The following is a 14,598-nucleotide window of genomic DNA, read 5'->3' on the forward strand; positions in this document are numbered from 1 at the left end:
GGACCGCATCCCCTAATTTGAGAGGAGGCGGTTCCGGCCTTTACACGTTCCGGCCTGTTTATTTCCTGTGGAAGGAATCCAGCAGCTGGTTTTTTGTGTGCCACAGCTCATTGGACAAGTCCACATGGACTGTGTGCGGGTTGATGAGACGCTTGGATTCATCCCACAGGGTATCCAGCTCTTTTTTGCAGTAGGCCTGGATATCCATTACCTTCGGCGACTGGTACATGCATCTTCCGTTCAGGAAAATGGGAATCATCAGTTCCCGCATGGTATAGCTGTCAGGTGCCAGCATGGTCTTTTTCCATGTCTCTAAGGGGTCAAAGAGAAGGAGGGAATTGCGGGTGTCGAATTCCTCGCCCACCAGACAAATCAAATCTGCTATGATTTTGCCGGTGGCCCTATCGTAAATCCTCTGTATGGTTTTGTTGCCGGGATTGGTTATTTTCTCGGCGTTTTCGGACAGCTTGATTTTGGGTACAAATTGGCCGGTGGCCTTGTCCATGACAGCAGCCAGTTTGTATACGCCACCGAAGGACGGGCAGTCCTTGGCTGTAATCAGGTTGGTGCCCACGCCCCAGGAATTGATGGTGGCGCCCTGCATTTTCAGGGAGTTGATCAGGTTTTCATCCAGGTCGTTGGAGGCGGAAATCACTGCGTCCGGGAATCCGGCCTCGTTCAGCATCTTTTTGGCCTTTTTGGACAGGTAGGCCAAATCGCCGCTGTCCAGACGTATGCCATAGAAGGTAAGAGGAATACCGGCTTCCCTCATCTCCTTAAATACCTGGATGGCATTGGGGATGCCGGAACCTAAGGTATCATAGGTATCCACCAGCAGGATGCAGGCGGAGGGATAGAGCTTGGCATAGGTGCGGAAGGCGGTCAGCTCGTCCGGAAAGCTCATAATCCAGCTGTGGGCATGGGTTCCCTTTACCGGGACATCGAACATTTTTCCGCAGAGCACATTGGAGGTGCCGATGCATCCGGCTATCATGGCTGCCCTTGCGCCGTAGGTGCCGGCATCCGGTCCCTGGGCCCTGCGCAGTCCGAATTCCATAACGCCGTCGCCCTTGGCCGCATAGACGATGCGCTCTGTCTTGGTGGCAATGAGGCTCTGGTGATTGATGATGTTAAGCAGTGCCGTCTCGATGAGCTGGGCCTGCATGATGGGAGCAATAACCTTGACAAGAGGTTCCCTGGGGAAAACCACGGTTCCCTCCGGAATGGCGTAGATATCGCCTGTAAAGCGGAATTCGTGGAGATAGCTCAGGAAGTCCTCCTCAAACATATCCAGGCTTCTCAGGTATTCAATGTCGCTGTCGTCAAAATGCAGGTCCTCAATGTACTCAATGACCTGCTGTAATCCTGCACAGATGGCAAAGCCGTTGCCGTGGGGATTGGTCCTGTAAAACATGTCGAATACAACGGTTTCATTGGCATCTTTTTCTTTGAAATATCCCTGCATCATGGTTAGCTCATACAGGTCTGTGAGTAAGGTAAGATTTCTCTGCTCCATATAGGTTCCTCCCTGGGCGCAGCCGGTGTGCTGTACGCAGAGTATGCGGTGCGGCAGGATATTGACGGCTGTGCAGTAATATTGGTTAGTAGTATAACACATATTCTGGAAAAGGCAAACGAAATGATAAAATATTAACAATCCAAACGAAAATCAGATACACGGTTGACATTTTACGTGCGGGTTATTATAATAAAGAGGTTAAATGGAAAAGGCTTAGATGGAGACAGTAGGCCTGCAGGAACGCTACAGAGAGCCGGAGATGGTGGGAACCGGTGTAAGTAATGCAGAACTGAAAATCACTCCGGAGCTGTCCGGCTGAAGGGATGCGTCAGCAGCGCATGATAGGCCGGGACGCGTTTCCCGCGTTAAGGGAACTCATATGATGGTATGCAGTAATAGGTGGTTAAACGAAGCGGCTTACGGCTTTCGTCCTGTTCGGGACGGAAGCCTTTTTTGCTTCATGGAAGGATATACAATCTTTTTCACATACCAGAATAGAAATCTATCATGAATGGAACGGAGGAAGACGTTATGTATGACAAAGTCCCCACAGACCTTAAGTTTGTGGAACGGGAAAAAGAAGTGGAGAAATTCTGGGAAGCAGAGCACATCTTTGAAAAGAGCATCAAGATGAGGGAGGGCTGCAGGCCTTATGTATTTTATGACGGACCGCCAACTGCCAACGGCAAGCCTCATATCGGCCATGTGGAGACCCGTGTAATCAAGGATATGATTCCCAGATACCGGGCCATGAAGGGATATATGGTGCCGAGAAAGGCCGGATGGGACACACACGGCCTGCCTGTGGAGCTGGAGGTTGAGAAGAAGCTGGGACTGGACGGCAAAGAGCAGATTGAGCAGTACGGTCTGGAGCCGTTCATTAAGGAATGTAAGGAAAGCGTCTGGAAGTACAAGGGCATGTGGGAGGATTTCTCCAACACCGTTGGATTCTGGGCCGATATGGACAATCCCTATGTAACATATGACAACAGCTTTATCGAGTCCGAGTGGTGGGCTCTTAAGCAGATTTGGGACAAGGGCCTTTTGTACAAGGGCTTTAAGGTGGTTCCCTACTGCCCGCGCTGCGGCACCCCGCTGTCCTCCCATGAGGTGGCTCAGGGTTATAAGGATGTAAAGGAGCGTTCCGCCATTGCCCGCTTCAAGGCAAAGGGAGAAGATGCATATATCCTGGCATGGACCACCACGCCGTGGACCCTTCCCAGCAACCTGGCCCTGTGCGTGAACCCTAAAGAAGACTATGTAAAGGTAAAGACAGGCGACGGCTATACCTACTATATCGCCCAGGCCCTGGCAGATACCGTGCTGGGCGGGGACTATGAGGTATTGGAGACTTACAAGGGCAAGGACCTGGAGTTCAAGGAATATGAGCCCCTCTATGACTGCTCCGTGCCCCTGTGCGAGAAGCAGCACAAAAAAGCCTACTACGTGGTCTGCGCTGACTATGTAACACTGACAGACGGTACCGGCATCGTACACATTGCACCTGCATTTGGTGAGGATGATGCCAACGTTGGCCGCAAATACGACCTTCCCTTTGTACAGCTGGTGGACGCCAAGGGCGATATGACGGCGGAAACTCCTTTTGCAGGCACCTTTGTGAAGGATGCGGACCCCATGGTGTTAAAGGACCTTAAGTCCAGGGGACTGCTTTTCTCGGCTCCCAGCTTTGAGCACAGCTATCCCCACTGCTGGCGCTGCGGGACCCCTCTCATTTACTATGCAAGAGAGTCCTGGTTCATCAAAATGACTGCCGTGAAGGATGACTTAATCCGCAACAACAATGCCATTAACTGGATTCCGGATTCCATCGGCAAGGGCCGGTTCGGTGACTGGCTGGAGAATATCCAGGACTGGGGCATTTCCAGAAACCGCTACTGGGGCACCCCGCTCAATATCTGGGAGTGTGAGTGCGGACACCAGCATTCCATCGGAAGCATTGAGGAATTAAAAAGCTTATCCGATAACTGCCCTGATGAAATTGAGCTTCACCGTCCATACATTGACGCGGTAAACATCAGGTGTCCCAAGTGCCAGAAGCCAATGAAGCGTGTGCCTGAGGTGATTGACTGCTGGTTTGACTCCGGCGCCATGCCGTTTGCGCAGCACCATTACCCCTTTGAGAACAAGGAGCTGTTCGAGTCACAGTTCCCGGCCCAGTTCATCTCCGAGGCAGTGGACCAGACCAGAGGATGGTTCTATTCCCTTCTTGCGGAGTCCACCCTGCTGTTCAACAAGGCGCCTTATGAAAATGTAGTTGTCATGGGGCTTGTGCTGGATGAAAACGGACAGAAGATGAGCAAGTCCAAGGGCAATGCGGTGGATCCCTTCGATACCCTGGCAGCCCACGGCGCGGACGCCATCCGCTGGTTCTTCTACACCTGCAGCGCGCCCTGGCTTCCTAAGCGCTATCAGGATAAGGCAGTGACCGAGGGACAGCGCAAATTCATGGGTACCCTTTGGAATACCTATGCATTCTGGGTGCTGTATGCCAATATTGACAATTTTGACCCCACCAGATATACCCTGGAATACGACAAGCTTCCCGTCATGGACCGCTGGATGTTGTCCAAGATGAATTCCATGGTAAAGACAGTGGATAACAGTCTGATGAATTACCAGATTCCTGAGGCTGCCAGAGCCCTCCAGGAGTTCGTGGATGATTTAAGCAACTGGTATGTGCGCAGAAGCCGTGAGCGCTTCTGGGCAAAGGGAATGGAGCAGGATAAGATTAATGCCTTCATGACCCTGTACACGGCCCTTGTGGCCGTGGCAAAGGCGGCAGCTCCCATGATTCCGTTCATGACAGAGCAGATTTACCAGAATATCGTGAGAAAGGTGGATGGAAACGCGCCTGAAAGCGTACATCTGTGCGACTTCCCGGGGGTGAATGAGTCCTGGATTGATACTGAGCTGGAATCCGACATGGATGAAGTGCTTAAGGTGGTTGTCATGGGACGTGCGGCCAGGAATGCGGCCAACATCAAGAACCGACAGCCCATTGCCCGGATGTATGTGAAGGCTGACCACGAGCTGTCAAGGTTCTATGTGCAGATTATCGAGGAAGAGCTGAATGTGAAGCAGGTGATTTTCTCAGACGATGTAAGGGAATTCACCTCCTATACCTTCAAGCCCCAGTTAAAGACAGTGGGACCAAAGTACGGCAAGCTGTTAAACCGGATCCGGAGTACCCTGACCGATATTGACGGCAGCGCCGCCATGGACACCCTGAATGAAAAGGGACAGCTTACCTTTGACTATGACGGCCAGGAAGTGGTACTGACAAAGGACGACCTGCTGATCGATGTATCCCAGAAGGACGGTTATGTGACAGAGGAAGACAACTATGTGACCGTTGTGCTGGATACCAACCTGACGCCCGAACTGATTGAGGAGGGCTTTGTGAGGGAGCTCATAAGCAAGATTCAGACCATGCGCAAGGAGGCCGGATTTGAGGTCATGGACCATATCAGTGTATTCCAGGATGGAAATGACCGGATTGCCGGGTTGATTAAGGAGCATGCGGACGAGATCAAAACAGAGGTCATGGCAGACCATATCAGCATTGGAGCCATGTCCGGCTTTGTCAAAGAGTGGAACATTAACGGCGAAAATGTAATGCTCGGTGTTGAAAAGACCATGAAATAATGGTAAGATTGTGAGGCGGGGCGTATAAAACCCCGCCCCGTCTGATAATTTGGGAATGATTTACATACAATAGTTCTGTATAAAAGCGGAACTGAAAGCAGGAGGATAATGGCCGATGAATAAAGGATTTGATAAGGAAACCTTCAAGCGCAGCGTGGTGGACAACGTAAAGAATATGTTCCGAAGGACCATTGATGAAGCGACCCCTCATCAGGTATTCCAGGCAGTGGCCTATGCTGTGAAGGATGTCATCATTGACGAGTGGATTGCCACTCACAAGGAATATGAGAAAAAGGATGTTAAGACAGTATACTACCTGTCCATGGAGTTCCTCATGGGCCGTGCCCTGGGCAATAACATCATCAATATCTGCGCCAGGGATGAGATTAAGGAAACCCTGGATGAGATGGGCTTTGATTTAGATGTGATTGAGGATCAGGAGCCGGACGCTGCCCTGGGAAACGGAGGCCTGGGACGTCTGGCGGCCTGCTTCCTGGATTCGCTGGCAACCCTGGGTTATCCGGCCTACGGCTGCGGTATCCGTTACCGCTACGGCATGTTCAAGCAGAAGATTGAGAACGGTTACCAGGTAGAGGTGCCGGATAACTGGTTGAAGGACGGCAACCCCTTTGAAATCCGCAGGCCGGAGTATGCAGCCGAGGTTAAGTTCGGGGGCTTTGTGCGCATTGAGAACCAGGGCGGAGTGAACCATTTCGTACAGGACGGATACCAGTCTGTCCGCGCGGTGCCCTACGACCTGCCGGTCATCGGATACGGCAATAATGTGGTGAATACCCTACGTATCTGGGACGCGGAACCCATCAACACCTTTAATCTGGATTCCTTTGACAGGGGAGACTACCAGAAGGCCGTGGAGCAGGAGAACCTGGCCAAGACCATTGTGGAGGTCCTTTACCCCAACGACAACCACTACGCGGGCAAGGAACTGCGTCTGAAGCAGCAGTATTTCTTTATCTCCGCCAGCGTACAGAGGGCGGTGAGAAAGTATAAAGAGAAGCACGATGACATCAGAAAATTCTATGAAAAGGTAGTGTTCCAGCTGAACGACACCCACCCGACGGTTGCCATCCCTGAATTGATGCGGATTCTTCTGGACGAGGAGGGACTCACATGGGATGAGGCGTGGGAGGTAACCACCAAGACCTGCGCTTATACAAACCACACCATCATGTCAGAGGCGCTGGAGAAGTGGCCCATCGAGCTGTTCTCACGGCTTCTGCCCAGAATCTACCAGATTGTGGAGGAAATCAACCGCAGGTTCCAGAACCAGATACAGACCATGTATCCGGGCAACCAGGAAAAGCTGCGCAAAATGTCCATTATCTACGACGGCCAGGTGAAGATGGCTTACATGGCAATTGCAGCCAGCTTTTCCGTCAACGGCGTTGCGAGGCTTCACACGGAAATCCTTAAGCACCAGGAGTTAAAAGACTTCTATGAGATGATGCCGGAGAAGTTCAACAACAAGACCAACGGAATAACCCAGAGACGGTTCCTGCTTCACGGCAACCCGCTTCTGGCAGACTGGGTCACCTCCAAGATTGGAGATGAGTGGATAACCGACCTTCCCCATATCAAGAAGCTGGAACTCTTTGCAGAGGATGAGAAGTGCCAGTTTGAGTTTATGAACATCAAGTACCAGAATAAGCTGCGTCTTGCCAGATACATCAAGGAGAATAACGGCATTGACGTGGATCCGCGCTCCATTTTCGACGTGCAGGTCAAGCGGCTTCACGAGTATAAGCGCCAGCTGATGAATATTCTCCATGTGATGTATCTGTACAACCAGCTGAAGGATAATCCGGATATGGATATGATTCCCAGAACCTTTATCTTCGGCGCAAAGGCAGCCGCAGGCTACAAGCGGGCTAAGCTGACCATCAAGCTCATCAATTCCGTGGCGGATGTCATCAACAATGACAAGTCCATTAACGGCAAGATTAAGGTAGTGTTCATCGAGGATTACCGCGTATCCAACGCAGAGCTTATATTTGCGGCAGCCGATGTCAGCGAGCAGATATCCACGGCCAGCAAGGAGGCATCCGGTACCAGCAACATGAAGTTTATGCTCAACGGAGCCCTTACCCTGGGAACCATGGACGGGGCAAATGTGGAAATCGTGGAGGAAGTGGGTGCGGACAATGCCTTTATCTTCGGTATGTCCTCCGACGAGGTCATTAACTACGAGAACAACGGCGGCTATTACCCCATGGATATCTTTAACAATGACCAGGAAATACGCCGTGTGCTTATGCAGCTGATTAACGGCTACTATGCGCCGGATAACCCAGAGCTGTTCAGGGATATCTACAACTCTCTTCTGAACACCAAGAGCAGCGACCGGGCTGACACTTACTTTATCCTCAAGGACTTCCGTTCCTATGCCGAGGCGCACCAGAGGGTGGATAAGGCTTACAGGGACCAGGCATGGTGGGCTAAGGCAGCCATCCTTAACATGGCCAACTGCGGAAAGTTCACATCTGACCGCACCATTGAGGAGTATGTGAAGGATATCTGGCATCTGAAGAAAGTGACCGTAGAAATGTAAATGCTTGCTCCGGCAATCCTGATTATTGGGGTGCCGGAGCTTTTTTGGATGACGCAGAAGGAAGGGAAAGAAGATTGAAAATACGTGAGATACTGGCAGTAGGAAAGCCCACCCTCTCCTTTGAGGTGTTTCCCCCAAAGACAGAGGATGCATATGATTCCGTGGAAAAGGCGGCCGCAAAGATTGCAAAGCTGAAGCCGTCGTTTATGAGCGTTACATACGGGGCAGGAGGGGGAACCAGCGATTATACGGTGGGAATCGCCTCTGCCATCAAGGAGGAGTACGGAGTGACGCCTCTGGCGCATCTGACCTGTGTGTCATCCACCAGGGAAAAAGTGCACCATGTACTGGGCGAGTTAAAGGAGCGCGGTATTGAAAATGTACTTGCCCTGCGGGGGGATATTCCCCAGGATGGCAGTACGCCAAAGGAATACCACTATGCCTCCGAGCTGATACGGGAAATCAAGAAGGCAGGTGATTTCTGCATCGGGGCTGCATGTTACCCGGAGGGCCACGTGGAATCAGCCAACAAGTCTGTGGACATGGATTACCTGAAGCAGAAGGTGGAGGCCGGATGCGATTTTGTCACCACCCAGATGTTTTTTGACAACAGCATCCTTTACAGTTACCTGTACCGCATTCGTGAAAAGGGAATCCAGGTGCCTGTGATTGCCGGTATCATGCCTGTTACCAACGCAAAACAGATACGGCGGATTACCCAGATGTCGGGGACCTGCCTGCCATCCAGGTTTATGTCCATTGTGGACCGGTTCGGGGACAATCCGGCGGCCATGAAGCAGGCCGGAATAGCCTATGCCACGGACCAGATCATTGACCTGATTGCCAACGGGGTCAACGGCATCCATGTATATTCCATGAATAAGCCGGATGTGGCCATGAAGATAAAGGAAAACCTGTCGGAGATTTTATAGGGAGATTTTATAGGGCCGGATACAGAGCGGGAGAATGAATCTCAGGAGAAAAAACATCGGGAGAAAAACATCGGGAGAATGAACATATGGACATACATGACGTAGACAGGAGGGAGGTCCTCCGCTATCTGGGATACAGGGGGCAGGAGGCGGACGAGGCAGTGACGGCCATGGTGGAGCAGTCCATGGCGGAATTATGGGAGGCCGCCACGCCCAGGCATCTGTACCGGGAATATCCTCTGTCTCTGGGAGAGGATTACAGGATTGACGGGGGGTGTTTCAAGGCCAGGAGCAGGAACTTGTGGGGAAATCTGAAGGACTGTGACCAGATAATCGTGTTTGCGGCCACCCTTGGCTGCGGGGCCGACCATCTGATTCAGAAGTACAGCCGTCTCCAGATGAGCCGGGCCGTGGTCATGCAGGCAGCGGCAGCGGCCATGATTGAGGAGTACTGCGATCAGGTGTGTACCGTGATAAAGTCGGAATATGAAGCGAAAGGCCGGTATCTGCGCCCCAGGTTCAGCCCCGGTTACGGGGATTTTCCGCTGGAATGCCAGGGAATGCTTCTGGAGGCCCTGGAGGCGGGAAAGCGCATCGGCATCAAGCTGACGGACAGTCTTCTCATGTTGCCCTCCAAATCTGTTTCCGCGGTCATGGGAGCCAGCAGGAAACCATACCGTTGTGACGTAAAAGGCTGTGAAGCCTGTGCCAAGACGGACTGCCCCTACCGGAGATAACAAGGGACAGCCCCTTAAGGCGGCGGTATAAAAATAAAATAAAAAGGGGAATTATATTATGATTCGTTTTAACTGTGATTACTGCGAAGGCGCCCATGAGCGCATACTCAGGAAACTGGCTGAGACTAACCTGGAGCAGACTCCCGGATACGGGGAGGACCATTACTGCGCAGAGGCCGCGGGCATCATCCGCAGCCTCTGCGGCCAGGAGGACGCAGCGGTCCATTTCCTGGTGGGAGGCACCCAGGCCAATATGACAGTCATTGCGTCTGCCCTGCGTTCCCATCAGGGAGTGGCGGGTGCTGTGACGGCTCACATCAATGTACATGAGACAGGCTCCATAGAGGCCGCCGGTCACAAGGTGCTGGCTCTGCCCTCTGAGGACGGCAAGATTACTGCGGAGCAGGTGGAGGAGCTGTACCAGGCCCATATCCGGGACGAAAGCTTTGAGCACACGGTGCAGCCAAAGATGGTATACATCTCCAACCCCACGGAGCTGGGCACTATTTATACCAGGTCTGAGATGGAGAACCTGTATGAGGTGTGCAGAAAGTACGGGCTGTACCTGTTTGTGGACGGCGCCCGTCTGGCATACGGCCTGGCTGCAGAGGGGAATGACCTGGACCTTAAGTCCCTGGCGGCGGCATGTGACGTATTCTATATCGGCGGAACCAAGGCGGGGGCGCTTTTCGGGGAGGCTGTGGTCATATTGAACGACGAGCTGAAGGCGGATTTCCGCTACCATATCAAGCAGCGGGGCGGTATGCTGGCCAAGGGACGTCTTCTGGGCATACAGTTTGGAGAGCTTTTACGGGACGGCCTGTATTTTGAGCTGGGAGCCCACGCGGACAGGCTGGCAGACAAGATCCGCTGCGCCTGTGCCAAAAAGGGATACCCCTTCCTGGTGGAAAACACCACAAACCAGGTATTTCCCATCATGCCGGATTCCCTGCTGGAGTCGTGGAAGGACAAGTACAGTTACACCAACCAGGGAAGGGTGGATGAAAGTCATACGGCTATCCGCCTCTGCACCAGCTGGATTACCAGCGGGGAACAGGTGGACATCCTGGTAAACGACATTTTGAACAGTTAAGAGGACTTGCGGAGAATGACCATGAGAATATTAGAAGAGATGAAATTGCGCCGCCTGTTCTGCGACGGCGGAATGGGAAGCCTGCTCCAGGCCCGGGGCCTGAAACCGGGAGAGCTTCCTGAGCGGTGGAACCTGACCCACAGGGATGTGCTCATATCCATACACCGGTCCTATCTGGAGGCCGGCGCGGACATCATGACCACCAATACATTTGGCGCCAACGGGCTTAAATTTAAGGAGGATCTGGAACCCATCGTGACAGCCGCGGTGGAGAACGCCAGGACCGCGGTTAAGGAGGCAGGCCACGGATACGTGGCTCTGGACCTGGGCCCTACGGGACGGCTTCTCAAACCTCTGGGGGACCTGGAATTTGAGGCCGCGGTGAAGCTTTATAAAGAGGTGGTGTCCATAGGCGCCAGGGCGGGAGCGGACCTGGTCCTGATTGAAACCATGAGCGACAGCTATGAGCTGAAGGCCGCGGTGCTGGCTGCCAGGGAGGCCGGATTCAGGCCGGATACAGGGGAACGCCTGCCTGTGTTCGCAACCGTCATATTTGATGAAAAGGGAAAGCTTCTGACCGGCGGAAACGTGGAGTCCACCGTGGCCCTGCTGGAGGGACTGAGGGTGGATGCACTGGGAATCAACTGCGGCCTGGGGCCTGTGCAGATGAAGGGAATCCTGGAGGAAATTCTGAGGGTATCCTCCCTTCCTGTGCTGGTAAACCCCAATGCGGGCCTTCCGAGAAGCGAAAACGGAAAGACGGTGTACGATATAGACGCTGAGGGCTTTGCCCTTGTCATGGAGGAGATTGTGTCCATGGGCGCCGTGGTAGTGGGAGGGTGCTGCGGCACCACCCCGGAGCATATACGCCTGATGACGCAGCGGTGTAAGGACATGCCTGTGGTGTGGCCGGAGAAAAAACACCGCACCGTGGTGTCCTCCTATGCAAAGGCAGTGACTGTGGGTGGTAAGACAATCATCATCGGGGAGCGCATAAACCCCACCGGCAAGTCCAAATTCAAGCAGGCCCTGCGGGACCACAATCTGGAATATATCCTGAAAGAGGGCGTCAGCCAGCAGGACAACGGAGCGGATGTGCTGGATGTGAACGTGGGACTACCTGAAATCCACGAGCCATCCATGATGGAGGAGGCTGTAAGGGAGCTTCAGGCCATCATCGACCTGCCCCTTCAAATCGACACCTCGGACATGGAAGCCATGGAACGGGCCATGCGCATCTACAACGGGAAACCGCTGATTAACTCTGTCAACGGCAAGGAAGAGTCCATGACCCGCGTCTTTCCGCTGATGGCAAAATACGGCGGGGTGGCAGTGGGACTCTGTCTGGACGAGTCCGGTATTCCTGATACGGCAGAGGGACGTCTGGCCGTGGGAAGGAAAATCATAGACCGGGCAGCGGAGTACGGAATCGGACCGGAGGATATCATTCTGGACGGACTCTGCATGACGGTCAGTTCCGACAGCAGGGGGGCCCTTACCACCCTGGAGACGCTGCGGCGTATCCGGGACGAGCTGGGAGTGGGAACCGTGCTGGGGGTATCCAACATATCCTTCGGACTGCCCCAGAGGGAAATCATCAATGCCGCGTTCTTTACCATGGCAATGGAATGTGGGCTGGGAGCCGCCATCATAAACCCCAACTCCGAGGCCATGATGCGTGCTTACTACAGCTTTAACGCGCTTATGGACCGGGATCCCCAGTGCGGCCAGTATATCAGTGTGTACAGCGGCCAGAGCGCGGGCCTGGGCCAGACCATCGGAAGGGGCGGCAGCCAGGACGGGACAAAGGCAGACCATCAATCCGGGTCAGGAGAGGCCGGGGAAAGCCAGGGGCCGGCCCTGTCAGCAGCCATTGAGAGAGGCCTTAAGGAAGCAGCCCACAACGCGGTGAGCGCACTGTTAAAGGAGCGGGAACCGTTAGATATCATCAACAGTGAGATGATACCGGCCCTGGACCGTGTGGGAAAAGGATTTGAGAAGGGCACCGTGTTCCTGCCCCAGCTTCTTATGAGCGCGGAGGCTGCCAAGGCTGCATTTGAGGTCATCAAGGCAGCTATGGATGGAAGCGGACAGACCCAGGAAAAGAAAGGGACCATCATCCTGGCGACGGTGAAAGGTGACATCCATGATATCGGCAAGAATATCGTGAAGGTTCTGCTGGAAAATTACAGTTATGAGGTCATCGACCTGGGAAGGGACGTGCCTCCGGAGGCCATTGTAAAGGAGGCCGTGGAGCGCCAGGTTGCCCTGGTGGGCCTGAGCGCCCTCATGACCACCACCGTGCCCAGCATGGAGGAAACCATCCGCCAGTTAAGAGCCGCGTCCGCCACCGTGAAGGTGATGGTGGGAGGCGCTGTGCTGACAGAGGATTATGCCAGGACCATAGGCGCTGACGCCTATTGCAGGGATGCCATGGCATCTGTAAATTATGCGGAGCAGATCTTTGGCGCTTAGAGCGCCGGGAAGCTCCTCTGTTTTCACGGACTTACACGGGAATCCCCATCCACCTGAGGAACCATCTGCCCCAGCTGTTTCAGCTGACGGGTAATGTGGCAGACAGAGAATTTGTATGATGGCAAGCTCATCCTCCGCCTTGTGGAAATGGTCCCCGGATGAGGGATAGGAAAATATTACCAAGGTCATGAAAAATCCGCAAAAAAGACAAAGATCGTAGTTTTTCCAATAACTCCCAGACACAGAGCGCCTAAAATGTGATAATATAGTTTTGTAACAAAAAAGAAACAGATTTGTAACATCTGTAATAAAGAAAGCGAGGACATACTATGTTATCAGTTTCATCTATGGCACTTGCTGCAATGCTGGGCTCTGCATGCGGCACCAATATGGCAAATATAAATGACTGCAATGCAGCGCTTTACAATGCGGGAAATTGTCCCCAGGCAGTACAGTACCAGAAGGGCGGCCAGGACCTGAATTCCATGCTGTCACAGATGGGTGTCAGCATGATGCCGGGAAATTCCCAGTGCGGCATTAATTAAGCGTATTATTACATAATCATATTCCTCAAAAAATAAATCCCGGAGAAAGGTGTGCCAGCCTGTACTCCGGGATTATTTTCATGTCCGGGGCAATAATAAGCCGTATCCGGTCATAAATATATACAGAAAATTAATTCACTTTTCCTGCTGCATGGGGTAGAATATCGTTACTGCTGTCCCGGAAGGGGCGCGTGTGCAGTAAGGCTACAGAAGGTGAAAAGGAGTATATCCAATGAATCGTGACAATATGAATATCATATTAAAAGGAATGTGGATTGGGGGAACCATGACGGTTCCCGGAGTAAGCGGAGGTTCCATGGCCATGATTATGGGGGTCTATGACAGGCTTATTTCATCCATCAGCTCTTTTTTTAAGGAACCTGCAGAAAGCATGGCCTTCCTGCTCAAATTCGTCCTGGGAGCAGGAATCGGAATGGTGCTGTTCTCGCGCTTCATCAGCTATCTGTTCACCACCAGGGCCGATGTGCCTCTCCGGTTTTTCTTCCTGGGAGCAGTGGCCGGAGGTGTTCCCATGATATACAGGGAAGCAGGCGTGAAAAAGCTGGACCTGGGGGCGGTTGCCTACCCTGTCATAGGCATCCTGGGGGTGGTGCTCCTGGCCCTGATTCCCCCGGGGATTTTTACACCGGACGGAAGTTTCGGGCCCGGCGCCCTGGTCCTTCAGCTGGCAGGGGGATTCATCATAGCGGTGGGGCTGGTCCTGCCCGGAATCAGCGTGTCACAGATGCTCTACATGCTGGGAATCTATGAGACCATCATAGGAAATATCAGCTCCCTGAACATCCTTCCCCTGATACCGCTGGGAGCCGGCGTGCTGGGCGGCATTTTCCTGACCACAAAGGTGCTGGAGCGGCTGATGTCCCGTCATCCCCAGCCCACCTATCTGATAATCCTGGGATTCATGTTCGGTTCCCTGCCTGAACTTTTTCCCGGCATTCCCGCGGGCGTGGACCTGGCGGCAAGTCTTGCGGCCGGAGCTGCCGGTTTCGGAGCCTTGTATGTGATGTCCATGAAAGAACAGAAGGCTTAATGCGAGCGTGT

At 53.1% G+C, this 14,598-nt stretch carries 9 protein-coding genes; 8 read left to right on the forward strand and 1 reads right to left on the reverse strand.

The genetic code is table 11. The annotated features are described in order from the left end of the window. Positions 1-58 precede the first annotated feature (58 nt). On the reverse strand, positions 59-1,516 hold the full coding sequence (locus tag LA360_RS00670; protein WP_022202780.1) for a nicotinate phosphoribosyltransferase: 1,458 nt from the start codon (positions 1,514-1,516) through the stop codon (positions 59-61). Positions 1,517-2,050: 534 nt separating this feature from the next. Between LA360_RS00670 and ileS the strand changes: the two genes are divergently transcribed. The 8 genes from ileS (at position 2,051) to LA360_RS00710 (ending at position 14,587) form a co-directional block, all read left to right on the forward strand. Continuing rightward, entirely contained in the window at positions 2,051-5,185 is a 3,135-nt protein-coding gene (ileS, locus tag LA360_RS00675) for an isoleucine--tRNA ligase (protein ID WP_057571564.1), read from the forward strand. A 115-nt stretch (positions 5,186-5,300) separates the two neighbouring features. After that, positions 5,301-7,754: a glycogen/starch/alpha-glucan phosphorylase gene (locus tag LA360_RS00680; RefSeq protein ID WP_022202777.1), complete on the forward strand. Its 2,454-nt coding sequence runs from the start codon at positions 5,301-5,303 to the stop codon at positions 7,752-7,754. A gap of 74 nt (positions 7,755-7,828) precedes the next feature. Beyond that, a complete protein-coding gene (metF, locus tag LA360_RS00685) occupies positions 7,829-8,686 on the forward strand; it encodes a methylenetetrahydrofolate reductase [NAD(P)H] (RefSeq protein WP_057571566.1) in 858 nt (285 codons plus the stop codon). Between the two features lie 86 nt (positions 8,687-8,772). After that, positions 8,773-9,423, forward strand: a complete 651-nt coding sequence (locus tag LA360_RS00690; RefSeq protein ID WP_022202775.1) for a vitamin B12 dependent-methionine synthase activation domain-containing protein — start codon at positions 8,773-8,775, stop codon at positions 9,421-9,423. A 58-nt stretch (positions 9,424-9,481) separates the two neighbouring features. After that, positions 9,482-10,516 carry a threonine aldolase family protein gene (locus LA360_RS00695; RefSeq protein WP_022202774.1) on the forward strand — a complete coding sequence of 345 codons (1,035 nt, stop codon included), beginning with the start codon at positions 9,482-9,484 and terminating at the stop codon, positions 10,514-10,516. A gap of 21 nt (positions 10,517-10,537) precedes the next feature. Beyond that, complete coding sequence (locus tag LA360_RS00700) at positions 10,538-12,991, forward strand: homocysteine S-methyltransferase family protein (protein WP_057571575.1); 2,454 nt, start codon at positions 10,538-10,540, stop codon at positions 12,989-12,991. A gap of 329 nt (positions 12,992-13,320) precedes the next feature. Further along, positions 13,321-13,536: a hypothetical protein gene (locus LA360_RS00705; RefSeq protein WP_022202772.1), complete on the forward strand. Its 216-nt coding sequence runs from the start codon at positions 13,321-13,323 to the stop codon at positions 13,534-13,536. Positions 13,537-13,768: 232 nt separating this feature from the next. After that, the gene (locus tag LA360_RS00710) at positions 13,769-14,587 is read left to right on the forward strand and encodes a DUF368 domain-containing protein (RefSeq protein ID WP_022202771.1); all 819 of its coding nucleotides are present in this window, start codon (positions 13,769-13,771) and stop codon (positions 14,585-14,587) included. Positions 14,588-14,598 lie beyond the last annotated feature (11 nt).

It is taken from the genome of Enterocloster clostridioformis, from assembly GCF_020297485.1.
GTDB classification, from domain to species: Bacteria; Bacillota; Clostridia; order Lachnospirales; family Lachnospiraceae; genus Enterocloster; species Enterocloster clostridioformis.